Genomic DNA, 23,736 nt, shown 5'->3' with positions numbered 1-23,736 from the left:
GACTCAATTCCATTCGCTTGAAAAGCTTATTTCGTTGGCGCGTTCAAATTTCTGTCCGGACTTGTTACGCTGTCACACCTGCTATAGATCGCGGCCATGACAGATTCTTTACAGACCACACGTTCTCAACCCATTCACGTTATTGGCGGCGGCCTGGCCGGCTCTGAAGCCGCGTGGCAAATCGTCCAGCGCGGTGTCCCCGTCGTCCTGCACGAGATGCGGGGGGTAAGACCAACGAACGCTCACCATACCAGCGACTTCGCCGAACTGGTATGTTCCAACTCGTTCCGCTCGGATGATTGGGAATACAACGCAGTTGGCCTGTTGCATGAAGAAATGCGGCGCGGCGGCTCGCTGATACTGGCCTGCGCCGACAAGCACCAGGTACCCGCCGGCGGCGCCCTGGCCGTTGACCGCGACGGCTTCAGCGCCGCGGTTACGCAAACCCTGTCAAATCATCCCTTGATTACAGTCGTTCGGGAAGAGGTCACCACCCTCGCCGACAAACCGTGGGACAATGTCGTGGTCGCCACCGGCCCGCTGACATCCGAAGCGCTGTCACAATATGTGCTGGACGTATCCGGCGAGGGACATCTCAGCTTCTTCGACGCCATCGCTCCGATCATCCACTACGATTCGATTGATATGTCGAAGGCGTGGAAACAGTCGCGCTACGATAAGGAAGGTCCGGGCGGAGACGCGGCCGCCTACATCAACTGCCCGATGGATAAGGACCAGTACGAGGCCTTTATCGACGCGTTGCTGGCCGGACCGAAAGCCGAATTCAAGGATTGGGAGCACGTCCCCTATTTCGACGGGTGTCTTCCGATCGAAGTCATGGCTGAACGCGGCCGCGAAACCCTGCGTTATGGTCCGATGAAACCCGTCGGCCTGACCAATCCGCACAACCCGACCGTCAAGGCCCACGCCATCATTCAACTTCGCCAGGACAACGCCCTGGGGACGCTTTACAACATGGTGGGTTTCCAGACAAAACTGAAGCACGGCGCCCAGGCGGATGTCTTCCGCATGATTCCCGGCCTGGAGAACGCCCAATTCGCCCGCCTGGGCGGACTGCACCGCAATACCTTTATCAAGTCGCCGAAACTGCTCGACCGGCAATTGCGGCTCAAGGCGCTTGCACCCGAAAAATCCGTGCGTTTTGCCGGACAGTTAACCGGAGTCGAAGGTTACGTTGAAAGCGCGGCGATTGGCCTGCTGGCCGGACGTTTTGCCGCCGCTCAGGCCTTGGGCATCACCTTACCCGAACCGCCAGAAACTACGGCCCTGGGTGCGCTGCTCAACCACATCACCATAGGCCACCTCGAAGGCGGCAGCTTCCAGCCGATGAACATCAATTATGGACTTCTGCCGCCCATGGAAGCGCCCAAGCTCGACGAACATGGCCAGAAAATCCCCCTGAAGGAGCGTGGCCGGGCCAAAAAACGCCTTATGTCACTCAGGGCATTGAACAATGTTCAGGACTGGCTAAATCTTGCCTGAATCTGCCCTTATGCAGGCTTTTGTACCCGTTCCTCGTCACAGGTTTCCCGTGCGTTCCCTGCTCCTCATCACCGCTTCATCCCTGGTCCTGACGGCCTGCGCAACCACCACGACCACCCAGACCACGGTTTTCGTACCGCTGGCGCCCGTTGTCACGCCCAGTTCACTGACACCGCAACCGGTCATCCTGTTCAACAAGACCAAGAACGGCCGAAAGCTGTTCACCCTGAACGAGGAATTCCCCTATTGCGATCCCAGCACCGGCAAGGTCATCGTGGTGCCGCGCTGGTACGTCACCGACTTCGCCTCGGTGCCGTGGTTCGGCCAGACCGTCATCGACCCGCAGGGGCCAACAGCGCGCGCCGCTATTATCCACGACTACCTGTATGCCATCGGCGAGAAGGGTAAGCGCGAAGAGGCCGACGACATCTTCTACCGCGCCATGATCAATTTCGGCGTCTCGGAATGGACGGCCCGCACAGCCTACACCGCCGTGCGTACCGGCGGCGAAAAGGGGTACGGCCTAAAGGACGACTGGTCGTTCATAAACCCGACCCAGCCTGACAAGGTCCAGCCGGCGCCTTTTGCCAAGCCGAAGACGGGGGCTGTGCGTGTCATGTCGAAGTGCAATGGCTTCAAGGAGTTGATCCAGACCGGATGGCGGGCCTATCCGATCAACACGCCCATGATCAATGTCCCAGCGCCGGTCACGGTTACCGAAACCAAGGGACCGGCGACCTGGGTCCAGGACAAGCTGCCCTGGCCGAAGAAGAAAAAAGACGAGAAGAAATAACCGTCACGTTCCAGAATCGAGTGCAACAGGCTGATTTAACACCTCCCAGAAAGGAGCACACCCTTGGCGTCCTGACACTGGACGACCTCGACGACGTCGCGTACAAACTCAACACCAGCCCCCGAAAAATTCTCGACTTCCAAACCCCGAGAGAAGTCTAAGATCAATATCTGAATACGCTCCATGCGCCCAAGCGAGTGTTGCACTTCAGGTTTTTCACCGCCTTGCCCCTTTCTCGCACCTTTAGTTAGACGGTCTTTGCTGGGGTCATGTGTCGCCCAATGCGCTGCTTTTATTTACAATAACAGCCAGTTCTCCCATTCTCTCCATCAACCATCCTCTATCTCGACAAAAAACTAAAGGCAGGTGGTACCTTTTCCTACCTACTTTAATGGTATAGCGAGAAGATCTAATCGAAATAGTGTCAATTTCTGAAACGGGGAACTTGCCTTTCTTCAAACCATTTACTTCGACCCAGCCATCTTCAACTTTGATCAAAGGACTACCTGATAGAGATTTTACCAGAAGTATCGTTGTGGTGACTGTCAGCCAGGCAGCTGCTATTCCGAGCAGCCACCGTACCGGTTGGGCCCACGGTTGAAACAACCATTTATAATACTGGTGGTTATCAGCATTGCTAAAAGCAACGGAATAAAAACAAAACATCATGAATAACACTGTACCTGCGGCTTTCATTACCGAAAGACGCCCTTCGAATGCGATCATTTCAGCATTTACGGACAATATGGTGCTCCCTTGCTTCCGATTACGGTGACATGATGTAAGCTGATGTGTCCGGACGTCACTATACCCGACCATAAGCATCAGGAATCTGGTTTGGATGGCTTTTGGATACACCGGGTCTTGGAAAATGAAAGGATCGTGTCCCAGTGCAAGGTGTAGGTTCGGCAGGCCACCGATGATCCGGACCTGCCCCGGATTATCGGTGGCCTGCTGACCGTACACCACCTCAAGGGACACGATCAACCGCCACCAACGTCAAACGACAGAAAAGGATGAAATTTCACGCGAAGACGCGAACGGTGTCAAATGCGCCCGGTCAGATAGGTCCACAACAGGCTAAAACGCAGGCGCAGAGGTCCGAATCCACGCCGCCGCCCCAGAGCAGCCACCGCCGGTAAGGCCAGCGGCGCCAGCGGCGTCGGCAGAAGTTTTACGTCGGCACGCATCTCTTTCAGCACATGCGCCAGTTCAGTATCGCCGAATTCCTCGGCTTTTAGGCGCCCGGCGCGTTGCAACTGAAGGAGTCCGAACAGCCGCGCGCATGGCAACCCTTGGGCCGTCTCCGTTGCGGCGGCCAAGATTTGTGCCGACAGGCGCCAGACGGCTTCCTCGCCACCCAGCACATCCAAGGCCTGGCGCAATAGCATCGGGCCCTTATCCAACAACGGCATCTGGGCCTCAACCATGGTGAGGAAGGTCGCGACAGGCAAGTCATACTGGGGGATCAACCGTTGAAACAACTCCGTCAACGGATGATAATGCGGTGTGCGCCCCTGTCCGATCGCCTCGAAGGCTTCGTACCACCAGCGCAGACGGATTTCCCCCATCAGCGGCTCGGTTACGCGCTCAGGTATATCACGCAAGGTTTCCAGCAAGGCGAACAAGGCCAAAACTCCGCCGCGGCGCTCCACATCGGGTATAAAGGCGCAGGCAAGGCGGACATCCTCCGATTTCGGTTCGAGCTCGGAAGACGCCATAGCCCTCAGCCGCTAAACAGAGTCTGATACATGGTCATGGTGACCAGCATAGGTAGCGACAACAGGGTGTTGATGCGCGAGACGATCATCGCTTTCTTGGCGGCCGCAGCTTTTTGCTCAGCCGTGCCATCCTTGATTCCGAGCGCGATCTTTTGCGCCGGCCAGATAAAGCCCCAAACATTGAACATCATGATAATGCCCAGCCACATACCGGCGCCGATAAAAGCGAAACCGATATCACCGGCGGAATAGCCCCCGGCAAAACCAAGGCTCAGGGTCTCACTGAAATAGATAGAACCGCGATGCCAGGCCAGGAACAGGCCGATAACTACGGTCGCCAGAGCCGCATAACGGAACCAGAACAGGGCTTCCGGCGCGATGTATTTGGTGATGCCGGCCTTCAACTCGGCCGGCACATTCGGCATGATGCGGATCTGCACGAAGTTGAAATAGTACAGCAGTCCGATCCACAAAATACCGCAGACGACATGGGCCCATCTCAAGGCGGCTATGGCGAACATAACGGCATTCGCGTCAGACGCCCAATAGATGCCCGCCATTGCCAGCCCTGCCAGCAGCAGACTGAGAACGATCACATTACGAAAATTCGAAAGAAAACCAGCCATACCGCACCCCTTTGTCAGCGTTCGAGTCGACTCTCACCTTATGCCAAACGGTTGCCGGACGCAAAACCGCGTCCGGCTTCCACCTCACGGCAGGTCGTTGACCTTCTTCTTGCCGGGCTTGAAACCACCAAGATCGACGATCTCGGCGTCGCCACGGTTACGCGCAACGCCCCACAGCAGGATCACCGGCGCGGCGACGTAGACCGACGAATAGGTCCCGACAAAGATACCGAAGATCATGGCGACCGAGAAGCTGAACAGCGTGTCGCCACCCAGCGTTGCCAGGCCAGTCAGGGCCATTATAGCTGTAATACCGGTGATTATGGTTCGCGACAGGGTCTCGTTGATCGACAGGTCGATGATGTCACGCAACGGCATCTTCTTGTATTTACGCAGATTCTCGCGCAAACGGTCGAAAACGACGACGGTGTCGTTCATTGAATAGCCAATGATGGTCAGTATTGCCGCCACGGCGCGGAGATCGAACTCCAGCTTGAACAGGGCAAACAACCCGAAGGTCAGGATGACGTCGTGGAACAGAGCCACGACGGCACCCAGGCCGAACTGCCACTCGAAGCGAAACCAGATGTAGATCATCATCAGGCCGATAGCCAGGAACAGGGCCGTAACGCCGCCGGTCAGCAATTCACCAGACACCTTTGCGCCGACGACCTCGGTATTGGAGAAGCTGGCGTTCGGGAACTGTTGTTTCAGCGCGGCCTTGACCTGATCGACCTTGGCCACCGGATCGTTACCCGGCGTTTCGAACTTCATCTGCGCAGCAGAACCATCGTCCACGCCCTGAACCTGTACCCCGCGCAGGCCCTGATTGTTCATGGTCTCACGCAGCTTGGCGAGATCGATGATTTCGGGCTTGGTCGAGATATCCAGCGCCGTCCCACCCTTGAAGTCGACACCGCAATTCAAACCACCGCACGGCGGCGTCGCCGGGTATATGGTCAGGAACAACGAGGCTACAACCGCGCAGACCGACAAGATGGCGGCAAATCGGGCGAACTTGACGAAGGTAAAGTTGGTCTTCTGGGGCAATATCTTGATCAGAGGCCACGCCTTGGGTGACACATTGTCGGCGATTGGCATGGTTTTCGGCCGGAAAATCTTGTACCAAACCGCCAACACGACCTGAGTGACCATCACGGCCGAGAAGACCGAAGTGACGATACCGAGGATCAGCGTCACAGCGAAGCCTTTCACCGGCCCGGCTCCCAGGGAATACATGATTGCCGCCGCCGCGAGCGTCGTGATGTTGGCGTCCAGAATGGTCTCGATAGCGCGTGTGAAACCGGCATCCAGTGCACTGATGACATTGCGCCCGGCGCGCATCTCGTCGCGCATCCGTTCGTAGATCAGCACATTGGCATCAACCGCCATGGCCAGGGTCAGGATCAGGCCGGCGATACCCGGAAGTGTCAGGGTCGCCTGCATCAGCGACATGCCCCCGATGAGCAGCCCCAGGTTCAGGATCAGTGCCAGCACCGAGATGCCACCGAACAAAAAGCCGTAAGCCAGCACCATGAAAACGATGACGCACACCACAGCAAGGATGGTCGCGGTGGCGCCCTTGGCAACGGCATCCGCGCCCAGTTCCGCGGTCACGGTCCGCTGCTGCTCGAACTTCAGTGGTGCCGGCAAGGCACCACCGTTCAGCACATTGACCAGTTCAGACGCTTCTTGTGGTGTGAAACTGCCGGTGATCTGACCGCTGCCGCCGGTAATGGGACTGATGATATTCGGCGCCGAAACGATCTTGCCGTCCAGGATGATGGCAAACCGGCGGCCAACATTCAGGCGCGTCGCCTCTCCGAACTTGCGAGACCCTTCGCCGTCAAAGGAAAAGTCGATGGCGGGGCGTGCGGTGTTCTGTTCCGAACCGACGCTGGCCTTGGTCAGATTGTTGCCCGACACCAGTATCTGGCGCCGTACGGCCAGCGGCGCCCCGCCCTGGCTTTCGTCCGGCAGGATGATCGAGCCCGGAGGCGCGCGGCCGGCAGCCAGATCCTGCGGCGACGCCGACTCGTCGACCATCTGGAAGGTCAGCTTGGCGGTGGTCCCGATGATGCGCTTAAGCTGTTCCGGATCACTTTCACCCGGCGCCTCGACGACGATACGGTTGACGCCTTGACGGGTGATGGACGGTTCTTTGGTGCCCAGCGAATCGATACGCCGGCGAACGATTTCGATCGAGGTGTCAACGGCGCGCGCCGAGGTAGCCCGCACACCCTCGTCAGTAAAAACCAATTGAATGGTCTGATCCGGCCCGCGCGTCACATTCATATCCATGATGCTGGGATTCCTTGGGATCGGAACGGCCAGCGCGCTCAGCGTCGTAAAGGCTTCCTGGACCTGATCAGCATTGACAATGCGAACCTGCACCCGGGTGCCTTCACCGGTCACGCTGGCGGTCTCAATCCCCTTTCGGTTCAGTTCCTGCCGGACCTGCTCGACCAGGTTGCCGGTCCGCTCCTTTTGCAGGGCGGCGGTGTCAACCTCCACCAGCAGATAGGAGCCGCCCTGAAGGTCGAGCCCGAGGTTCAGTCCCTTGGTCGGCGCGAAACCGGAGATGCTGTCCTTGACGCTTTGCGGCAGGAAGTTGGGCAGGGAGAACAGGATGCCCAGAAGTGTGGCGAAAAGGACCAGCCCCACCTTCCAGCGTGATAACGTCATCATGATTTGGCGCTCGGTACTCTAGAGGCAGAAGGAAGGCTTATGCGGCCTTGGTGTCGTTGGCCGGAGCCGGCTCGCCTTTGGCGCGGACCTCAGTGATCATCGCCTTGACGACCCGAACATTCACGCCGGTAGCGATTTCGATCATGATCTCGGCGTCTTCGACGCGTGTAACCTTGCCGATCAGACCCGAGGACAGGATGACCGTGTCATTGCGCTTGAGCGCGGTGATCATGGCCTTGTGCTGCTTGGCGCGCTGTTGTTGCGGACGGATCATGAAGAAATACATGATGGCGATAAAGCCGATCAGCATCGGCAGCATGGACAGCAGGCTATCGGTGCCTGACGGGGCGGCAGCGCCGGCAGCTTGGGCGAAGGCGGGGGTGGCGAACACGGTCGTCTCCTGGAATATCGTTACGGCCGCGACGGAGGGCGGCTCAAAGGTCCGCCATACATAGGCGGAACCGGAAAAAGGTCAATGGCATATTTGCCACAGCGAAACACCGGCAGGTTGCCTCATTGACCTTTTGCACAAGGCCTTGCAACCCGCCCGCGACGCAGGCGTTCATGGTACCGTCGCCTGATCCAGCTTTCGAGCCTACTTCAGGGGAGTACCAGTTTTGGATCGATCGGACGGGCGATATCTGTCGAGGGCGTATATCGCACTTCGAAGTGAAGCTGGGGCTGGTCAATCGTGCCGGTGTCGCCGACCGAGCCGATGACCTGGCCCTTGGTAACCTTCTGATTGTTGGTTACCTTCATTACCGAAAGGTGCGAATAGCCGGTATACCAGCCGTTCGGGTGCTTGACATAAATCGTGTTGCCCAGGGCCGGCACCTGGTCACCCTGATAGACGACAACGCCATCGGCGGCAGCCGTCACGTCGGTGCCGGTCGAGGCGGCGATATTGATTCCATCATTGCGGACATTGGGCGCCAGCTGTCCGAACGGCACCAGGATCTTGCCCTTGAGTGGCCAGGCGAAGAGGCCCTTGCCCATCTGGGCCAATTGGCTATTGGTCGGGAAACCCGCAACCGCCGGCGGTGGTGTGGCGATCAATGGCTTGGCGGCGGCTTTAGCGATCGGCGCAGTTGCGGGAGCTTTTGCCTCAGCCACCGTGGCGGCCGGGGGCGTTACCGTGGGCTTCACAGCTCCGGCGGGCGGCCTGGCGGCAACGGTTGTTGTAGCCGTCGTGGGCTTGGGCTGCGGCTGCGGCTGAGCCTGGGGCTGGACCCGAGTCTGAGCGGTAGCCGAAGCCGGATCCGTTTTGGGTTTCGGAAGCGGCGGTGGCGGCAGGCTGGTAGCTGGCTTGGTGACCGCCTTAGCGGGTGTCGGCCTTGCGCCTTGAGCTGTACTGGCCAAAGCGGCACCCAAGGGAGCCAGGGTCGCGCCATTGGCGCGCGCTTCTGGCCCCTTGTCGACGGCACCCTCCGGCAGCAGAACCTTCTGGCCGACGCGCAAAATGGCATTGGGCTCGAAACCGTTGATGTCATACAGAGTCTTCACCGGCACGCCGAAGCGACGCGATACGCCGTAAAGCGTGTCCTGGGACACGAGAGTATAGACATAGGCAGCGCGGCTATCCTTAACGGGCGCCGCGACAGCCACGGGCGTCAAAGTCGCCGTTGGGGGCGCCGTTTCGGGCGGCGGCGGCGCTGCCGGAGGCAGTTCGGTGGTGGTGATGGGCCCGTAAGTCGGCACAGCGGCAACGACCGGATCAGCCGCCTTTGACGCAGTGGGCGCTGGCGCAGCCGCCACCGGCGCAGGATCCGTGGGCTTATCCTGCATGTAAACGGGATATTTTGGTTCCCGCAGGCTTGTCGTGGAACAGGCTTGAAGGCCCAACATTACCAGTCCGGCAACGGCGACTGCCAGGCTCCGCCGCGTCCATCCCGCGTGCGCTGTCATGAGGGAACTCCGTGAAATCGTTAATTGGTAAGGCTTGGTGCAATTCTGTGGACAAATTTACTTTATGCTAAGCTATGGATAACGAATCCCTAATGAAGGCGAAAAAGTCAGGCAAAAGCCGAAACGGAACAAAAAAAATGGCGTGACCACATCCAAAGACGGGGGCGACGGACATCAAGGCGTGAGTAGGCGGGCAGAGAAGAAAACAGCCCGCGATGGCCCTGCCAACACCCGGCAAGGCCCGCTTTTGCAGACTTTCTTTGGAGGCGACGATGACTGACCTGTTCCGCCAGTATTGGTGGCTGATTTTTCCGGTAATGGCCATGGTCTACGGCCTGGTGCAAATGATCCTGCGCAGCAGCTATGAGAAGAAAAAGCTGGAACTGATGAAGAGCTATCTCGACCGCGGCCAACCAGTGCCTGACGCCCTGCGCCGCAACAACCACTTTTGAGGGCTACGATCATGAGCTTCGAGCAACTTTTCCGTGACTACTGGTGGCTGATCTTCCCGATCGGCGGCATGCTGATGGGGGTGTTTGGCATGTTCAGCCATCACCATCACCGCACCGAAACCCTGCGCATCCTGAAATCCTATGCCGACCAGGGCAAGGAGCCTCCGGCTTTCTTGCTGGACGCACTGAAAACCGACGAGGACCGAGCCATGGACCACGCCTTCGGCCGCGGCCGGTATCGTCACCGTCATGGCGGTTGGGGCGGAGTCGTCACCTTTGCCGCCCTGGCTGTTGGTTTCGGTTACTTCGGCTATCAGGCGGGCGGCAACGCCAGCCCTGTCTTCTCCGCCCTGGGCATGGCCTTCGGTGTCGCCGCCGCCGCCCTGTTTGTCTTGCGCTTGTTCAGCCTGATGTTCGGCCCCAAGCCGCGTCATGATGACGACAAACGCTACGACCGGGTGGACGATTGATTGTTGGCGATTGACGGTTAAGGACGTCAGGGCACCCCACATGGAAAACCTGAGCCATGCTGCCCTGATCCGGCGCGCCTGCTCTGGCTCGGACGAAGCCTTCTCCCGGCTTGTGTCCGATAGCCAGCAAGCTGTGCGCGCCTTCGTCCGTCGCCTGGCCGTGACCGCCGACGACGCCGACGACCTGACCCAGGAGGCTTTCGTCACGGCCTGGTCGAGGATCGACCGGCTGCGTGAGGGGATTTCGTTCCGCACCTTTGTGTGCGGCATTGCCTATCGCAAAGCACTGAACGACCGCCGACGTTTCAACCGACAGGTCACACGTGAGACTCAGTGGCACGCCTTGACGCCGCAAACGGCGTCTTCAACCGTTGACAGCCGCCTCAGTGTCCAGGCCGCCCTCGCCCAACTTCCCCTGGACCAGCGCGCCACTGTCAGCCTGTGTCTCGCCGGCGACTACAGCCACAGCGAAGCCGCCGAAATTCTGGGGCTTCCCCTCGGCACGGTTAAGTCGCATATTGCCAAGGCGCGTGAGAAACTCACCGCCCTGCTCGGAGTACGGTCATGAGTGAAGACGCCCTGAAAGCCCTGTTACAGGCCGACGCATCGGCGCAACCGCCGGCGCGCGACATCGGCTTCGTCATCGCCGTGATGCAAAAGGTCGAGCGCCGCCGTTTCCTGGATAATCTGGCCTGGTGGATCTCCGGCGCTGCGGCTGTCATTGCCGTAATGGGCGTGGTCATGCCCTATCTGGCGCCAGCCTTCATCACGCTGGGCGACGCCCTTCTGCCGGCTGTCATCATCTTGAGCGTGGCGGGCATGGTCGCGGTCGGCGTCTGGTACCTGCGCCCGGCCCTGCGCGACTTCGGGATACGAATCTGATCCCACCATATTCTTCCCCACCTGCGGGGGAGGTGTCGAGCGAGCGAGGCCCCTTGAGGGCCGAAGCGCGTCGAGACGGAGGCGGCGTAGAGCGCACTGGCAACCTCGCTTTAGCTTTCCCTCGCCACACCGGAAATCAGCGGCACAAACCGGACATCGCTCATATCTTCGCGTTCAAAACCGTCCGGCGTGCGCGTGTAGCGCACCAGGATCTGGGTTGAGCCCTTGCCAAGCGGCCCGACCAGCACGCCCTTCGGCTTCAACTGGTTCAGCAGGTCCGAAGGCTCGTCCGGCAAGGCGGCGGTGACCAGTATCCGATCGAACGGTGCCTGTTCCGGCCAGCCTTCCCAGCCGTCACCAAACCGATAGATGATGTTCTCCAGCATCAGCCGTTTGTGGCGGATCTCGGCTTCGACCATCAAGGAGCGATAACGCTCTATCGTGTAGACATAACGCGCCACTCGCGCCAGGATCGCCGTCTGGTAGCCGCTGCCGGTACCGATCTCCAGCACGCGATGGCGTCCCTCGATCTTCAGAGCCTGGGTCATCAGGGCGACGATGTAGGGTTGGGAAATGGTCTGGCCGCAATTGATCGGGATGGCCGAGTCTTCCCACGACCTGTCGAGGAAAAGCTCCGGCACGAACAGGTCCCGCGGTGTGAACTCTAAGGCGTGCAACACCTTGCGGTCGTCAATGCCCTGCAGCTTCAGGCCGTTTATCAACCGTTGCAGGCGGGTTTCTTCGGGCGCTCCGATCATTCGGCGGCCCCCGCCTGTTCCTCGTCGGCGACATGAATCTGCCTCGGCACCGTGCCGCCAAGACTTTTCTTCAGACGATGCATCGTCTCGTAGTGCGTCAGGTCGAGATGCAGCGGCGTCACCGAAATCCGACGTTCAGCCACGGCCTTCAGGTCGGTACCGTCGACCAGGGTCTGATCTAAGGCGTGGAAGTTCATCCAGTAGTAGTCACGGCCACGCGGGTCGCAGCGTTTAATGGCGTGCATTTCATGGGCGTCGCGGAAGCCCTGGCGGGTGACTTCGACGCCGGTGACGGCGTCGGCGGCGCAGTCCGGAAAGTTGATATTGATGACGACGTCGGCCGGCCAGCCCTTTTCGAGGAGAGCACTGACGACGGGTGCGCCATGAACCTCGGCGGCGTTCCACTGGGTCATCAGGTCGACATCGAAGTCGAGGCACTGCGACAGGGCGATCGAGGGAATACCCAGGGTCATGCCTTGCAGTGCGCCAGCAACTGTTCCGGACAGGGTGACGTCCTGGGCCAGGTTGAAGCCGCGGTTGATACCGCTGAGCACCAGATCAGGCGCATCGGGCATCAGGTCATTGATGGCGATCTGCACACAATCGGTCGGCGTACCGGACACGGCGAAGCGCTTGTCACCCAGCCGCTTGACCCTCAGCGGGTCATGCAGGGTAATGCCCCGGCCCTTGCCGGATTGCTCGACGATGGGCGCGCAGATCCAGATGTCGTCGCTGAGCCGGCGGGCGATGCTATAGAGGATCTCGAGACCATAGGCCTCGACGCCGTCGTCATTGGTCAGGAGGATGCGCATCCGAAATCTTTATGGCGATTTCGGCTGCCAACGCAACCATCCGGGAGAACAAAAAGTGGCCAGTAACGACATATTCGTTTGATGGTGCCGGGGGCGAACCCAACCGATTATCAGTTCACGTGTAAGGCATGTGGAAAAAAGGTTTTGACCACGAACGACACGAACAGACACGAACTTTAGGATATTCCCGATCGTCCCGCTTCGGTGCCAAGTTTCGTAAGGTTTTTTGCCACGAAAAACCTTACATAAATGACGGCGCCTTCGTACTTTCCCGCACACCTTGAAGTTCGTGTCTGTTCGTGTCGTTCGTGGTTCAAAAACCTTTACCCTATCTGGGTCAGCCCACCCATATAGGGTTGAAGCACCGCCGGGACAGCTATCTTGCCGTTTTCGTCCTGATAGTTCTCCATGATCGCCACCAGGGTCCGGCCGACAGCCAAACCCGAGCCATTCAGCGTATGGACAAACCGCGTGCCCTTCTCGCCGGCCTTGCGGGTGCGAGCGTCCATGCGACGCGCCTGGAAATCTCCGCAGTTCGAACACGACGAGATTTCGCGATAGGTGTTCTGCGACGGCAGCCAGACCTCGAGGTCATAGGTCTTGCGCGCGCCAAAACCCATGTCGCCGGTACACAGCAGCATGGTGCGATAAGCCAGGTCCAGCTTTTTGAGGATGCTTTCCGCGCAATTGGTCATGCGCTCGTGCTCTTCGGCCGATTGCTCAGGCGTGGTGATCGAGACCAGTTCGACCTTCTGGAACTGGTGCTGGCGGATCATGCCGCGGGTATCTCGGCCGGCCGAACCAGCTTCGGCGCGGAAACAGTTGGTCAGCGCCGTCAGACGCAGCGGCAGTTCTTCTTCGGCTGTGATCGCTTCGCGGATCAAGTTGGTGAGGGAGACTTCCGCGGTAGGAATTAGGTAGAAGGGTTCACTCGTCTTAAACAGGTCTTCCTCGAACTTCGGCAACTGTCCGGTACCAAACATGGCGTGGTCCTTGACCAGCACCGGCGGATTGACCTCGAGATAACCATGCTCATTCGTCTGAACGTCCAACATGAACTGGCCGATCGCGCGTTCCATCCGCGCCAACTGGCCTTTCAAAAACACAAATCGCGAGCCGCTGATTTTCGCGGCGGCTTCGAAATCCATCATCTTGAGGGCCTCGCCGAGATCCGCGTGGTCCTTCGGCGTGAAGGTCAGCTTGACGGGGGCACTCCAGCGGCGCTGCTCGACATTGTCATGCTCGTCGGCGCCCTGCGGCACATCTTCGAACGGGATATTTGGCAGCGACGCCAGTTCGGTGCGCAGCTTTTCGCCCAGATCGCGTTGTTTCGCTTCCTCGGTTTCAAGAGTCGCTTTCAAACCCTCGACCTCGGCCATCAGGGCCTGAGCTTTCGCTTCGTCCTTCTGGGCCTTGGCCTGGCCGATCTGCTTACTCGCCTCGTTGCGGCGGGCCTGGGCGTTCTGGAAAGCTGTCTGGGCTGCGCGCAGTTCGGTATCCAGCGCCGTCAGCGAATCAACATCGGACTGCGCCGACTCACGGCCGCGCGAGCTCCAGCCTTGAACATAGACTTGGGGAGTGTCGCGCAATGCCTTGATGTCGTGCATGGTGGTCTAGCCCTGGATTTTGGTGGAACGGCCCCTCGCCCGATCGCCTTCACTTCGTTCGGCGCTCGTCCTCTCCCCGCGGACGGGGAGAGGAAAAAGGGGTCCGGGCTAGATACGCAAAGCCAGTGATTTGGGCAAACCCAAAATGCGCCTCAGGCTTCAACCTCGGTGTCCGTCGCCACGGGCTTGTCCTTGCGCCGCCATTCGATCAGCTTCACGCAGATAATGGAAACCTCGTACAGCAGGATGATCGGGATGGCCAGCAGCAGCTGCGAGATTGGATCTGGCGGCGTTACGACCGCCGCAACCACGACGATCGCCAGGATGGCGTAACGCCTGAAACTGCGCAGCATCTTCGACGTCAGTATGCCCGTCAGACCCAGCAGGGTGATCACGATCGGAAGTTGGAAACAGCAACCAAAGGCCAACATGAGGGTGGTGATCAGCGACAGATAGTCCGACACCTTGTACATGGCGGTAATGGCCACACCGGGTGCCACGATCTGCTGGCTCAGGGAGAACCACAGCACCGTCGGCAGGATGATGAAGTAGACCAGCGCCATGCCCAGCACGAACATCATCGGTGCGGCGAACAGGAACGGCAGGAAGGCGTTGCGTTCGCGGCGGTAGAGGCCCGGAGCAACGAAACCGTACAACTGCCAGGCCAGGATCGGGAAGCTGACGATGATGCCGCCGAACATGGCCATCTTCATCTGGGTGAAGATGAACTCCAGCGGCGCCGTGAAGATCAGCGACAGATCCTTGTTCAGCGTTACCTGTTTCAGGCCCAGCAGGACATACATCATGTCGAACGGGTTGCCGCCATGGCCGTTGATCTTGGTCTGCTCCAGCATGGCGCTGGCGACCTTAAGGGGATGCAGCAGGAATTCGTAGATCGGCTTGGCGACCGCGAAACAACCGATGCAGGCAATCAGGAAGGCGACCGCCATGATGACGATCCGCGTGCGCAGTTCGACCAGATGGTCCATCAAAGGCGCGCGCGACGCCTCGATCTCGTCGTCGTCAAACGCCTTCGGCGCGGCGCCCTGGGTCACCAGGCTACGCTTGTGCTTGTCTTCGACGATTTGTGGTAAGGTATCGGGATCGGTCACGAAACAGCTTTCCGGCGCGAACGTTTGACAGGCGCGACGATCGGTTCGGCATCGGACTCCATCGGGGGCTCCGCCGTCGTTTCGGGCATGATATCGGCCACGACCTTGGGCTTGCGGGCGCGCGTCTTCCTGGCCGGGGCCACAACGGGGTCGCCCTGCGTCTCACCGGCATCCCATTTCGGCGGCAGGCCTTCAAGTTGAGGATTGGCCATTTTTGCGTCCACCGGTGTGGTCACGGCCGGCGGCACCGGCGTATCCGTCTTGTTCAGGCTGACGCTGACATCGCTCTCGATCGCCCTCATCTCATTTTGTAAAGAGGTGGTCAGGTTGTTCGAGCGCAGGGCCTCGACCTCCTTGCGCAGATCGTCGAGCTCACTTTGGCGCGCCATGTCATCGAAAGAGGATTTGAAGTCGTCGGCCATGTTGCGCATCTTGCCGATGAACTTGCCGAGATTGCGCAGCAACTTCGGCAGATCCTTCGGCCCGACCACGACCAGGGCGACAATCGCAATGATGATCAGCTCACTGCCGCCGAGACCGGGCAACATGATGGCAGCTTTCTCTTGGATATGGAGTTTCTCAGACTAACGGCGACGACTTAGGCCTTAGGCTCTTCGTCGGCCTTTTTCTTCTTGGTGTCGTCGTCGTCGCCGTCTTTCAGCCCATCCTTGAAGGCCTTGATACCCTTGGCGGCATCGCCCATCAGGTTGGAAATCTGATTGCGACCGCCGAACAGCAACAGCACGGCCACACCGATCAGAAGCAAGTGCCAGATACTGAATGCACCCATAATACTACTCTCCCTGGCGCCTCTCGCCATAACCATAGGCGGGCGCAATGCAAATTTCAGTCCTTATAGGCTTTTTGTGACCGAATTTGGAAGCATTTTTGCGCAGATTACAGCCTGGTCTGCAAAGAAATTCATTTCGCTTCGAAGAAGTCCTGGGCAAATTCCACTTCCTCCATATCCTCCAGCATCGCCGCATCCTCGAGAACCTGGCCCGACGACGGGTCTGGCACCATAAAGTCGGCCGGCACATTGAGGTCGAGCAGGCCGGCGGCACGCATTTCTGCCACGCCCGGCAGGTCGGCCAGGCTGGGCAGGGAAAACTGTTCCAGGAAGGTCTCGGTTGTGCCGTAGGTCACCGGCCGGCCGGGTGTGCGGCGGCGGCCGCGCAAGCGGATCAGGTTCATTTCATGCAGCACATCCAGCGTGCCGCGCGACAGACCGACGCCGCGGACGGACTCAATCTCGGCGCGCGTCACCGGCTGATGGTAGGCGATAATGGCCAGGGTCTCCAGCGCCGCCTTGGACAGGCGCCGAGGTTCCTCGCGCTCCTCGACCATAAGATAGCCGAGATCGGCGGCGGTGCGGAACTGCCAGCGGTCGTTGATAACCTCCAGCGCCACGCCGCGGCCGGCATAGCGCGCCTTCAAGCTGGCCAGGGCCTGCCCAACATCGACACCCTCAGGCAGGCGATAGGCCAGCTCGGCGGCCGACAGCGGGCCGGCAGCGGCAAACAACAATGCCTCAACAGCGCGTTCAAGGGTTTCAGGAGTCATTGCGGCTTGACCTCCGCGATCGGCATGAGGGGGGTGCGTTTGCGCATGTAAAGGGTGTCGAACGTCGCCAGCTGCTGCAGTTGCAATTGCCCCTCCTTGGTCAGTTCCAGCGACGCTGACAGGGTCGAGGCCAGGTAGGAAATACGCTTGGGGCCTACGCCGCCACGCGGTTGGGGTGCGACGTCGTCCAGCGCCGTCCAGCTACTCAGCGACGGCAGCTGCGAACGCAAGTGATCGCGAGCATCTTCCAGCGAATAGGCTTCGATGCGCCGCGTCGGATCATAGTGGCGCTCGGTCTCGCGCCGGCGCTGGGTGACATAGGCGCTCATCAGGTCGAAGACATTGGCCTCGATGCGCGACGACGGGATAATCAGCCGCGCTTCCGGATCGCCGCGGGCGAAGACGTCGCGCTTTAACTGCGGCCGCTCGGTCAGCGACTCGACCGACTTGCGCATGGCCTCCAGCTTCTTTAGGCGGAACGCGAGGGCGGCCGCCAGGTCTTCCGGCGCCGGCTCGTTACCCTGTTTGCGTTCGGTCCTGGGCAGTAGCAGGCGCGACTTGAGATAGGCCAGCCACGACGCCATGACCAGGTAGTCCGCCGCCAGCGAAAAGCGCAGCTTGCGTGCCTCCTGGATAAAGGTCAGGTACTGTTCGGCCAGGCGGGTGATCGAGATCTTGAGCAGGTCGACCTTCTGGGACCGCGCCAGGGCCAGAAGGACATGCAGAGGACCTTCGTAGCTGTCGAGTTGCAGCACCAGGGCTTCTTCGGGAGCGATGTCCTCGGGTGTGTCCGGCGTCGAACCGTTAAAGTCCAGCCGCGACTGCCGGACGTCGTGATCAAGACCGGACGGTGCAGCGCGTTCGCGGCTCACGCCTGTTCTATGGCTGCGGGCGCGCCGGCCAATACCTCTGTTGGATCCAGTTTGACCTCAAGCGGCGCCCCGCGCGCCAGGACGACATTGAAGCGTGCCCGGGCGTCGGGCACGTCCAGCGGCTCAGGGATGCTCAGCAGGCGGCGGAAACAAGCCTCAGCGCGCCGCCGGGCACTGCGGCGCAACTTGGGCGTCTCGCTCAGAACGGCCTTCATCTGATCCATTTGGCCGTTACAATGCAGCAGGACGTCGCAACCGGCCTTCAACGAGGCCCTTGCCCGGTGATTCAAGTCGCCGCTCAGCGCGTTCATCGACAGGTCGTCGCAGATCAGCAGGCCGTCGAAGCCGATGACGTCACGGATCATCTTGATGCACTTTTTCGAAGTGGTCGCCGTATTTCGCCGGTCGATCGCTGAGTACAGCACATGCGCGGTCATGGCGATCGGCATGTCGGCATTGACCTGGAACGGATAAAAATCAACCTTTAGCAGCTCTTCCAAGTCCGTTTCGACCCTGGGCAGGTCGGTATGCGAGTCGGCCCCTGCCCGGCCGTGTCCGGGGATATGCTTGATGACCGGCAGGACGCCGCCGGCCAGCAGGCCTTCGCAGGCCGCGCGGCCCATCACGGCAACATCATCGGCCGTCAGGCCATAGGCTCGGTCGCCGATAATGTCGTGGGCACCGGGCTGCGGCACGTCCAATACCGGCACGCAGTCGACATTGATGCCCAACTCATACAGGTCGTTGGCCATCAACCGGGCGCCAAGACGGACCATTTCGCGCTGCTCCGACGGGTCATTGCACACTTCGGCAAACCGCGCGGCGGGGGGATAGTCCGGCCAGTGCGGAGGCTTAAGGCGGCGCACCCGGCCGCCTTCCTGGTCGATCAGGATCAGCGGGTTATGACGGACACAGCCCTTCAGCGCGGTGACCAGGGCCTTGGTCTGGGCGGGTGTCTCGATATTGCGACGGAAAAGAATGAAGCCGAGAGGTGCGTTTTCGGAGAAAAAGCGTTGCTCTTCCACCGTCAATGCCGTGCCGCTCAGTCCGACAATACAGGCCCGGACATCGGCCAATTTCGACGATTTGGCCATTACCTGACAATGCAGTCGCGGCCGGCCGATTTTAGCGCGGCGCAGAAGGACCTGGCCTTTTCCGCCGACAGGCCGGTAAAGGCGGTGCGATAGAATGTGCCGCGTTCGGTCTCGACCTTTTGCACACTCTTGCCAGCACCACCGACGAACAGGCCAAAGTTGGAAGCCACCTTGTTGTATTCGGCATTGGCCTTTTCCTGGCTGTCAAAAGCGCCGATCTGGACCGAGGTCGAGCCGGTCGAAGCCACCGGTTGCTGTGTGCCAGTGGACTTTACGTCTGGCTTTGCCTCCGGCTTGGCGACAGCCCCCGGAACCGGGGTGGTGTCGGCCGGCGTCTGCTGCGATGGCAGCGGCCCTTCGATCGGCGTGACGGGCGGCGGCGCCAGGTTAGCTTCGACCGAAGCCGCGGAATCGCGCAGGGTCGGCGTTTCTGCGCTGGGGGCGAACACCGCCTCGCCATCGGCCATGTCTGAGTCGTTGAGAACCTTGGCGTCGGTGACCTTGTCGTCCCGGAACTCACCCAGGGTTTCGCCGACTTCGGTGGGGATGCGGGTGCTTTTGCTCAGGCTGGAATTGTAGAACAACACCGCCGCCAGCAAGACGATTACCAGCACTATGCCGCTGATAATCAAGGTCAACGGTGCCTGATCGCGCGACGCCGTGCGGCGCGATTCGTAGCTAAGATTGTCTTCGGTTGGGGGCGAATAGGTGCCGCGATCCTTGTCCAGCATGGGTGCGAAGTCCTTGGCCGAAGCCTGAAAAATACAAAAGCCCCTGGGGCCGCAGGCCACAAAACACAATATCTTGAGGCCGCAGGCCACAAAAAAATATCTTGGGGCCGTTGGCCACACGACACAAAAGTCTTGGGTTCAACGGTCGCAGGGAAACAGGATTGCCTGATTCCCGCTCAGGCAATCAAACAGAATAGATATTGCAATACGATTTTGACACCCCTGTGGCGAAAAATGTTCACCCTCTGAAATAATATCAACGCACGGGACTCTGGCGTTAATACCTGTTAACACTACTTCACGGTTTTTGCATTGCTTAAATTTATTGGACTTCGCTCAAGGGGGCTGATTTCGTGAACGGCAAGATAATGCCTTTGGCTGCGGTGGCCCTGGCCGTAATGCTGGGCGGCGGCATTGCCGTCTCGCCCCAGGCCCAGGATGCCGCACCGCGCGTCCTGGAACCTGCCCCTATCGACTGGAAAACCCTGTCGCGGGTCTATAACCCCGGAGTCGCCGCCAAATCTCGGGGGACGCGTGGCTTACGCGTCCGCAACGAGCAGGTCGATACCACCACCTTGCCAATCCTGTTGCCCGACGCCACGACCGGGGTCAGCCGCGATGGCCTGGCCTTCATGTCGCTCGGGGACGTCTATGACGTCAATCTGCCGCAGCCGGTCAAGGGCTTGACGGTCCTGCTCAGCGGCACCCGTGTCTTCGTCGCCTCACAGCCGGGCATGTTCAAGGGTGTCAAGTTCGATCAGGTGAATATGGGCGGCCAGCCGGTCGAAGCCCTGTTTAGCCAGACAGAGGACGGCTGGATGGCCAGTTTTTCGCGCTTTGGCATGTCCTACACCATCGAAGTCATCTGCGACGCCGATGCGGCGATGAGCTATTGCGCCGACTCTGCCTACATCCGTAAAATCGCCGCCGGCATGACGGAGGTTGTTCTGGGCGCTCAGGCCGAACGGGAATTCGTTGCCGCCACCGGTGGCGGTAACACGACCCAGCCGCCCCCAAATCCTGGAAAGCCGACCGACGCCGTGGCGGCTCCGGTCAATCGTGACATTCTCAAGCGCCAGGCCGCCAACAATCCGGTGAAGCCATGAGCCGAAACAATAGCTCCGGCGGCAGCGCCGTCATCGCCGTCATCATCCTGATCCTTGCCCTGGGCTTGCTCTATCAGTGCCAGGGTGCGAAATATGGCCTGCCCGTCATTCCAATGGGCGGCGCGACATCGTCCTCGGCCATCTCCAGTTCGACGACCGCCGATATCGACGACTCGGAGGCAGCTTCTGCCGCGGCTTCGGTGGAGAGCTCAGCGCCTGGCGGGTTTACCTATTTGCCGGCGACAGACCTCATGCCGTGGTCGTGGTCATCCAGCACCATTCCCCTCCCCTGGTCAGCCACCAGTAATGCTGATCCGGGCTACAAGGCGACGACCGTGGCCGACAACTGGTCGCCGGACATGTGCTTCCCGCTCGAAGGCCTGGCCTATGCCAACAGCCAGTTCTACCGTCCGGGTGGCGACGGCTATGTCACCGCTGAGGGCATGGCGTCCAAGGCAACCTATGACGCCCTGCACGCCAAGGCCTACAGCGACCCCAAGCAGTCTGGCTGGATTACCGCCGCCAACACCCTGCGCGGCAGCAGCTGCGACCCGACCAATTATCAATATCCGTGGCGCGACAACTTCTGTGAAAAACGCTCGGGCGATAACGCCCTTTGTCACGGCGCCAAGGGCCATCAAGGCCAGGACATCCGCCCGGAAACCTGCCACCGCAGCGTCCACTGGGCCATCGCGCCGGAAGACGTGGTCATCAAAGACGTCGCCAGCTACACCCTGACCGTCCGCGGAACCAAGGCGCCCTATCGCATTTATCGCTACCTGCATATGAACCCGGAGTACATCGCCCGCTGGCAGCCACTGGAAGGCACAACGACCGTGGTCGCGGCCGGCCGAAAGTTGGGCCGGGTCGGCGATTTCGGCCCCAAAGGAGCGTCCTACACCTCGGTCCACCTGCACTTCGAAATCCGGCTGTCGGTTGCAGAACCGGTGAACGGAACCCTGCGGCCGGTGAACACTTTCGTCCCGCCCTATAGTGCCCTGGTGGCGGCCTATCAGCGCAAGCTGGCCGGCAATGCCTGTCCCGTCACGGCCTGGTAGATCGTGTTTTTTTGATCCCAGGATAAGCAGAGTGCGCGGCCTATCCAAGGAGAGCCCTATGTCCGACGTCATCGATAACCCAGCGCGCGGCCGTTTCGAACTGAGCGAAGACGGCTCCACCGCCATTGCCGACTACCGGGTGAACGGCAACACCCTCTCTATCGAATACGTCGAAGCACCCGCGGCCCTGCGCGGAAAGGGCACGGCCGGGCGTCTGATGAAAGGCGTGATGGACGCGGCCCGAGAACGCAATCTGAAGGTGATTCCGATCTGCGGCTATGCCGCTGCCTGGCTTCGCCGCCACGACAAATATGCCGATATGGCGGGTTAGACGGCGACCAAAGATTGCATCGATCAGGCTGATCTTTCTAAAAAGTGCGAAAAGCGCGTATCTCTAATACCAAGCCTCATAAAGAATGACGCTTGGTATTCGCATTTTTTCAGCTCAAACGCCGCATGGCTCCTCGCAAAAGCTCGGGCGGGCAGTCGCCCTTGCCAATCCACGATGAGTCAAGGTCATCGTGGATTGGTATAAGCACACTGTTCGATCTTTGGATCACCTCACCAAGCCTTCACTGCGTGCTCATTCGCGAAAAGAGCCCGTACGGCCTCAAGCAACTTAACCGAGAACGCCGTATCGTCAGCCGCTATCGCCAGAACCATCGGCCCTGCGGGCCCTGACCATTATTCGGCCGAAAGTGGCAACGGTTTCGGCTACGGCTTGAAACGTCTCGCTGTGCATGTTAGCACCGCCGCCTTCTGCGATTGCGGAAGCCCTGTCATGGGGGCGAGTAGCTCAATGGTTAGAGCCGACCGCTCATAACGGTCTGGTTGGGGGTTCGAGTCCCTCCTCGCCTACCAGCCTTCGGCAGAAAATCGGAATTTTGAGACGGCGGGGCGGCCAAACGGTGCGGAACCGGCGGCCTTGCGCGCACCACATTTCAACCTTATTTCATTCAGTCCATGTTCAGCGACGTTTTCGTAAACCGATAGCAACGACGGAGCCTACCGTCGCACGGGCCTTGTACCAAAGGGTGGATTGCCACTTTTGATCTAAGGCGCACATAAAGTAACAGAAAGACCCCAAATGACCCGTTCCATCCTCAAAGCCCTGACCCTGTCGGTGTGTGCCGCCGCCCTGGCCGCAGCCCCCATGTCCGCTTCTGCCCAGACCATGACACCGATGATGATTTCACCCGCCAGCCTGCCGACCACTCTTAGCCTGACCGCCAACGGTGAAGTCTCCGCCGCCCCCGACATGGCAACCGTCAGCTTCGGCGTTGTCACTCAGGCTGGAAACGCCTCCAACGCCATGAAGAACAACAATGTCAGGATGAACCAGGTCATGGCCGCGCTCAAAGCCGCCGGCATCGACGCCAAGGACATCCAGACGTCCAGCCTCAACCTCAGCCCGCAGTACGACTACAACAACACAGGCGGCCAGCCCAAGATCACCGGCTACCAGGCGATGAACCAGGTGACGGTGCGCGTCAACAAACTTGACCAGACGGGCGCCGTCATCGATGCCGTTCTGGCTGCGGGTGTCAACCAGATCGACAACATCAATTTCGGCCTGAAGAACGATGCCGCCCTCACCGACCAGGCGCGTCAGTCGGCCGTCAAACTTCTGATGCAACGCGCCAATCTTTACGCCGCTGCGCTTGGCATGAAGGTCAAGCGGGTCCAGACCCTGTCGGAAGGTGGACCTGGCTATCATCCGCCCCAGCCGATGATGATGATGCGCGCCGAAGCCGCCATGGACAAGTCGACCCCCGTGTCATCGGGAGAGCTGCAGCTCAGCGTCAGCGTCTCGGCCGTGTTCGAACTTGAGTAAAACTGCGTTGTAATTACTACGGGCCGCCCCGCCACCGGCAGGGCGGCCTTTTTCATGCGCCCACCCGGTGACAAAGGATTAACCTTCTGGTAGGTTCAGGACGCTGTTCAGGGGCCGGCAAAGCGACGGCGCCCGCGATTGGGAGTGCC

Annotated in this window: 26 protein-coding genes and 1 tRNA gene; 11 read left to right on the top strand and 16 right to left on the bottom strand. The window is 59.9% G+C overall.

Annotation, left to right across the window (positions count from 1 at the left end; genetic code table 11):
- Positions 1 to 96: 96 nt before the first annotated feature.
- Positions 97 to 1,503 carry a methylenetetrahydrofolate--tRNA-(uracil(54)-C(5))-methyltransferase (FADH(2)-oxidizing) TrmFO gene (gene trmFO / locus ABAC402_RS25355; RefSeq protein WP_023448486.1) on the top strand — a complete coding sequence of 469 codons (1,407 nt, stop codon included), beginning with the start codon at positions 97 to 99 and terminating at the stop codon, positions 1,501 to 1,503.
- 10 nt (positions 1,504 to 1,513) lie between these two features.
- Complete coding sequence (locus ABAC402_RS25350) at positions 1,514 to 2,296, top strand: DUF1353 domain-containing protein (protein ID WP_031235243.1); 783 nt, start codon at positions 1,514 to 1,516, stop codon at positions 2,294 to 2,296.
- Between the two features lie 267 nt (positions 2,297 to 2,563).
- Here ABAC402_RS25350 and ABAC402_RS25345 read toward each other — a convergent pair whose 3' ends face one another.
- The 6 genes from ABAC402_RS25345 to ABAC402_RS25320 all read right to left on the bottom strand — a co-directional run bounded on the left by ABAC402_RS25345 (position 2,564) and on the right by ABAC402_RS25320 (position 9,116).
- Entirely contained in the window at positions 2,564 to 3,277 is a 714-nt protein-coding gene (locus tag ABAC402_RS25345; protein WP_155847316.1) for a hypothetical protein, read from the bottom strand.
- A 65-nt stretch (positions 3,278 to 3,342) separates the two neighbouring features.
- On the bottom strand, positions 3,343 to 4,017 hold the full coding sequence (locus tag ABAC402_RS25340) for a squalene/phytoene synthase family protein (RefSeq protein ID WP_023448482.1): 675 nt from the start codon (positions 4,015 to 4,017) through the stop codon (positions 3,343 to 3,345).
- 5 nt (positions 4,018 to 4,022) lie between these two features.
- Positions 4,023 to 4,643: a membrane protein gene (locus tag ABAC402_RS25335; RefSeq protein ID WP_023448481.1), complete on the bottom strand. Its 621-nt coding sequence runs from the start codon at positions 4,641 to 4,643 to the stop codon at positions 4,023 to 4,025.
- 84 nt (positions 4,644 to 4,727) lie between these two features.
- The gene (gene secD, locus ABAC402_RS25330) at positions 4,728 to 7,331 is read right to left on the bottom strand and encodes a protein translocase subunit SecD (RefSeq protein ID WP_023448480.1); all 2,604 of its coding nucleotides are present in this window, start codon (positions 7,329 to 7,331) and stop codon (positions 4,728 to 4,730) included.
- 37 nt (positions 7,332 to 7,368) lie between these two features.
- Positions 7,369 to 7,722 carry a preprotein translocase subunit YajC gene (gene yajC, locus ABAC402_RS25325; RefSeq protein WP_023448479.1) on the bottom strand — a complete coding sequence of 118 codons (354 nt, stop codon included), beginning with the start codon at positions 7,720 to 7,722 and terminating at the stop codon, positions 7,369 to 7,371.
- Positions 7,723 to 7,931: 209 nt separating this feature from the next.
- Positions 7,932 to 9,116, bottom strand: a complete 1,185-nt coding sequence (locus ABAC402_RS25320) for a M23 family metallopeptidase (RefSeq protein ID WP_023448478.1) — start codon at positions 9,114 to 9,116, stop codon at positions 7,932 to 7,934.
- 392 nt (positions 9,117 to 9,508) lie between these two features.
- On the opposite strand from ABAC402_RS25320, the gene ABAC402_RS0119860 reads away from it, so the two are divergent.
- Genes ABAC402_RS0119860 through ABAC402_RS25305 form a run of 4 tightly spaced genes read left to right on the top strand, consistent with a single transcriptional unit; the run spans position 9,509 to position 11,040 of the window.
- The gene (locus ABAC402_RS0119860) at positions 9,509 to 9,688 is read left to right on the top strand and encodes a hypothetical protein (RefSeq protein WP_031235241.1); all 180 of its coding nucleotides are present in this window, start codon (positions 9,509 to 9,511) and stop codon (positions 9,686 to 9,688) included.
- A gap of 11 nt (positions 9,689 to 9,699) precedes the next feature.
- Positions 9,700 to 10,158 carry a hypothetical protein gene (locus tag ABAC402_RS39135; protein ID WP_023448476.1) on the top strand — a complete coding sequence of 153 codons (459 nt, stop codon included), beginning with the start codon at positions 9,700 to 9,702 and terminating at the stop codon, positions 10,156 to 10,158.
- 40 nt (positions 10,159 to 10,198) lie between these two features.
- Entirely contained in the window at positions 10,199 to 10,726 is a 528-nt protein-coding gene (locus ABAC402_RS25310) for an RNA polymerase sigma factor (RefSeq protein ID WP_023448475.1), read from the top strand.
- A complete protein-coding gene (locus ABAC402_RS25305; protein WP_023448474.1) occupies positions 10,723 to 11,040 on the top strand; it encodes a hypothetical protein in 318 nt (105 codons plus the stop codon). The genes ABAC402_RS25310 and ABAC402_RS25305 overlap by 4 nt, the downstream gene beginning before the upstream one ends.
- Positions 11,041 to 11,150: 110 nt before the next feature.
- Here ABAC402_RS25305 and ABAC402_RS25300 read toward each other — a convergent pair whose 3' ends face one another.
- The 10 genes from ABAC402_RS25300 to ABAC402_RS25255 form a co-directional block, all read right to left on the bottom strand.
- Positions 11,151 to 11,798 carry a protein-L-isoaspartate(D-aspartate) O-methyltransferase gene (locus ABAC402_RS25300; protein WP_023448473.1) on the bottom strand — a complete coding sequence of 216 codons (648 nt, stop codon included), beginning with the start codon at positions 11,796 to 11,798 and terminating at the stop codon, positions 11,151 to 11,153.
- Positions 11,795 to 12,610, bottom strand: a complete 816-nt coding sequence (gene surE, locus ABAC402_RS25295; protein WP_023448472.1) for a 5'/3'-nucleotidase SurE — start codon at positions 12,608 to 12,610, stop codon at positions 11,795 to 11,797. The genes ABAC402_RS25300 and surE overlap by 4 nt, the downstream gene beginning before the upstream one ends.
- A gap of 323 nt (positions 12,611 to 12,933) precedes the next feature.
- Positions 12,934 to 14,217, bottom strand: coding sequence for a serine--tRNA ligase (gene serS / locus ABAC402_RS25290; RefSeq protein ID WP_023448471.1), 1,284 nt, complete (start codon positions 14,215 to 14,217; stop codon positions 12,934 to 12,936).
- A 152-nt stretch (positions 14,218 to 14,369) separates the two neighbouring features.
- Positions 14,370 to 15,206 (bottom strand): twin-arginine translocase subunit TatC, encoded by an 837-nt coding sequence (gene tatC / locus ABAC402_RS25285; protein WP_052025266.1) that lies wholly within the window; start codon positions 15,204 to 15,206, stop codon positions 14,370 to 14,372.
- Positions 15,207 to 15,325: 119 nt separating this feature from the next.
- Positions 15,326 to 15,877 carry a Sec-independent protein translocase protein TatB gene (gene tatB, locus ABAC402_RS25280; RefSeq protein ID WP_023448469.1) on the bottom strand — a complete coding sequence of 184 codons (552 nt, stop codon included), beginning with the start codon at positions 15,875 to 15,877 and terminating at the stop codon, positions 15,326 to 15,328.
- 50 nt (positions 15,878 to 15,927) lie between these two features.
- Positions 15,928 to 16,119, bottom strand: a complete 192-nt coding sequence (gene tatA, locus ABAC402_RS25275) for a twin-arginine translocase TatA/TatE family subunit (protein ID WP_023448468.1) — start codon at positions 16,117 to 16,119, stop codon at positions 15,928 to 15,930.
- A gap of 131 nt (positions 16,120 to 16,250) precedes the next feature.
- Positions 16,251 to 16,892, bottom strand: a complete 642-nt coding sequence (gene scpB, locus ABAC402_RS25270) for an SMC-Scp complex subunit ScpB (RefSeq protein ID WP_023448467.1) — start codon at positions 16,890 to 16,892, stop codon at positions 16,251 to 16,253.
- Positions 16,889 to 17,764, bottom strand: a complete 876-nt coding sequence (locus ABAC402_RS25265) for a ScpA family protein (RefSeq protein WP_023448466.1) — start codon at positions 17,762 to 17,764, stop codon at positions 16,889 to 16,891. The genes scpB and ABAC402_RS25265 overlap by 4 nt, the downstream gene beginning before the upstream one ends.
- On the bottom strand, positions 17,761 to 18,858 hold the full coding sequence (gene nagZ, locus ABAC402_RS25260) for a beta-N-acetylhexosaminidase (RefSeq protein ID WP_023448465.1): 1,098 nt from the start codon (positions 18,856 to 18,858) through the stop codon (positions 17,761 to 17,763). The genes ABAC402_RS25265 and nagZ overlap by 4 nt, the downstream gene beginning before the upstream one ends.
- The gene (locus tag ABAC402_RS25255) at positions 18,858 to 19,589 is read right to left on the bottom strand and encodes an SPOR domain-containing protein (RefSeq protein ID WP_031235237.1); all 732 of its coding nucleotides are present in this window, start codon (positions 19,587 to 19,589) and stop codon (positions 18,858 to 18,860) included. Before ABAC402_RS25255 ends, nagZ begins: the two co-directional genes overlap by 1 nt.
- Positions 19,590 to 19,942: 353 nt before the next feature.
- Between ABAC402_RS25255 and ABAC402_RS25250 the strand changes: the two genes are divergently transcribed.
- From ABAC402_RS25250 to ABAC402_RS25230, 5 genes are all read left to right on the top strand, one after another.
- The gene (locus ABAC402_RS25250; RefSeq protein ID WP_023448463.1) at positions 19,943 to 20,695 is read left to right on the top strand and encodes a hypothetical protein; all 753 of its coding nucleotides are present in this window, start codon (positions 19,943 to 19,945) and stop codon (positions 20,693 to 20,695) included.
- Positions 20,692 to 21,753 (top strand): hypothetical protein, encoded by a 1,062-nt coding sequence (locus ABAC402_RS25245; protein WP_023448462.1) that lies wholly within the window; start codon positions 20,692 to 20,694, stop codon positions 21,751 to 21,753. The genes ABAC402_RS25250 and ABAC402_RS25245 overlap by 4 nt, the downstream gene beginning before the upstream one ends.
- Before the next feature lie 58 nt (positions 21,754 to 21,811).
- A complete protein-coding gene (locus ABAC402_RS25240; RefSeq protein WP_023448461.1) occupies positions 21,812 to 22,084 on the top strand; it encodes a GNAT family N-acetyltransferase in 273 nt (90 codons plus the stop codon).
- A gap of 454 nt (positions 22,085 to 22,538) precedes the next feature.
- Positions 22,539 to 22,614: transfer RNA gene (locus tag ABAC402_RS25235), tRNA-Ile, on the top strand.
- 226 nt (positions 22,615 to 22,840) lie between these two features.
- Complete coding sequence (locus ABAC402_RS25230; RefSeq protein WP_023448459.1) at positions 22,841 to 23,587, top strand: SIMPL domain-containing protein; 747 nt, start codon at positions 22,841 to 22,843, stop codon at positions 23,585 to 23,587.
- Positions 23,588 to 23,736 lie beyond the last annotated feature (149 nt).

This window comes from Asticcacaulis sp. AC402 (assembly GCF_000495835.1).
GTDB lineage: Bacteria > Pseudomonadota > Alphaproteobacteria > Caulobacterales > Caulobacteraceae > Asticcacaulis.
This window is presented reverse-complemented; position numbering and strand designations above follow the sequence as displayed.

What these genes read in the sequence shown, in the direction of transcription:
- trmFO (WP_023448486.1), top strand. Translation starts at nt 97, where the DNA reads ATGACAGATTCTTTACAGACCACACGTTCTCAACCCATTCACGTTATT.
- ABAC402_RS25350 (WP_031235243.1), top strand. Translation starts at nt 1,514, where the DNA reads ATGCAGGCTTTTGTACCCGTTCCTCGTCACAGGTTTCCCGTGCGTTCC.
- ABAC402_RS25340 (WP_023448482.1), bottom strand. Translation starts at nt 4,017, where the DNA reads ATGGCGTCTTCCGAGCTCGAACCGAAATCGGAGGATGTCCGCCTTGCC.
- ABAC402_RS25335 (WP_023448481.1), bottom strand. Translation starts at nt 4,643, where the DNA reads ATGGCTGGTTTTCTTTCGAATTTTCGTAATGTGATCGTTCTCAGTCTG.
- secD (WP_023448480.1), bottom strand. Translation starts at nt 7,331, where the DNA reads ATGATGACGTTATCACGCTGGAAGGTGGGGCTGGTCCTTTTCGCCACA.
- ABAC402_RS25320 (WP_023448478.1), bottom strand. Translation starts at nt 9,116, where the DNA reads ATGCAGGATAAGCCCACGGATCCTGCGCCGGTGGCGGCTGCGCCAGCG.
- ABAC402_RS0119860 (WP_031235241.1), top strand. Translation starts at nt 9,509, where the DNA reads ATGACTGACCTGTTCCGCCAGTATTGGTGGCTGATTTTTCCGGTAATG.
- ABAC402_RS39135 (WP_023448476.1), top strand. Translation starts at nt 9,700, where the DNA reads ATGAGCTTCGAGCAACTTTTCCGTGACTACTGGTGGCTGATCTTCCCG.
- ABAC402_RS25310 (WP_023448475.1), top strand. Translation starts at nt 10,199, where the DNA reads ATGGAAAACCTGAGCCATGCTGCCCTGATCCGGCGCGCCTGCTCTGGC.
- ABAC402_RS25305 (WP_023448474.1), top strand. Translation starts at nt 10,723, where the DNA reads ATGAGTGAAGACGCCCTGAAAGCCCTGTTACAGGCCGACGCATCGGCG.
- ABAC402_RS25300 (WP_023448473.1), bottom strand. Translation starts at nt 11,798, where the DNA reads ATGATCGGAGCGCCCGAAGAAACCCGCCTGCAACGGTTGATAAACGGC.
- surE (WP_023448472.1), bottom strand. Translation starts at nt 12,610, where the DNA reads ATGCGCATCCTCCTGACCAATGACGACGGCGTCGAGGCCTATGGTCTC.
- serS (WP_023448471.1), bottom strand. Translation starts at nt 14,217, where the DNA reads ATGCACGACATCAAGGCATTGCGCGACACTCCCCAAGTCTATGTTCAA.
- tatC (WP_052025266.1), bottom strand. Translation starts at nt 15,206, where the DNA reads ATGGACCATCTGGTCGAACTGCGCACGCGGATCGTCATCATGGCGGTC.
- tatB (WP_023448469.1), bottom strand. Translation starts at nt 15,877, where the DNA reads ATGTTGCCCGGTCTCGGCGGCAGTGAGCTGATCATCATTGCGATTGTC.
- tatA (WP_023448468.1), bottom strand. Translation starts at nt 16,119, where the DNA reads ATGGGTGCATTCAGTATCTGGCACTTGCTTCTGATCGGTGTGGCCGTG.
- scpB (WP_023448467.1), bottom strand. Translation starts at nt 16,892, where the DNA reads ATGACTCCTGAAACCCTTGAACGCGCTGTTGAGGCATTGTTGTTTGCC.
- nagZ (WP_023448465.1), bottom strand. Translation starts at nt 18,858, where the DNA reads ATGGCCAAATCGTCGAAATTGGCCGATGTCCGGGCCTGTATTGTCGGA.
- ABAC402_RS25255 (WP_031235237.1), bottom strand. Translation starts at nt 19,589, where the DNA reads ATGCTGGACAAGGATCGCGGCACCTATTCGCCCCCAACCGAAGACAAT.
- ABAC402_RS25245 (WP_023448462.1), top strand. Translation starts at nt 20,692, where the DNA reads ATGAGCCGAAACAATAGCTCCGGCGGCAGCGCCGTCATCGCCGTCATC.
- ABAC402_RS25240 (WP_023448461.1), top strand. Translation starts at nt 21,812, where the DNA reads ATGTCCGACGTCATCGATAACCCAGCGCGCGGCCGTTTCGAACTGAGC.
- ABAC402_RS25230 (WP_023448459.1), top strand. Translation starts at nt 22,841, where the DNA reads ATGACCCGTTCCATCCTCAAAGCCCTGACCCTGTCGGTGTGTGCCGCC.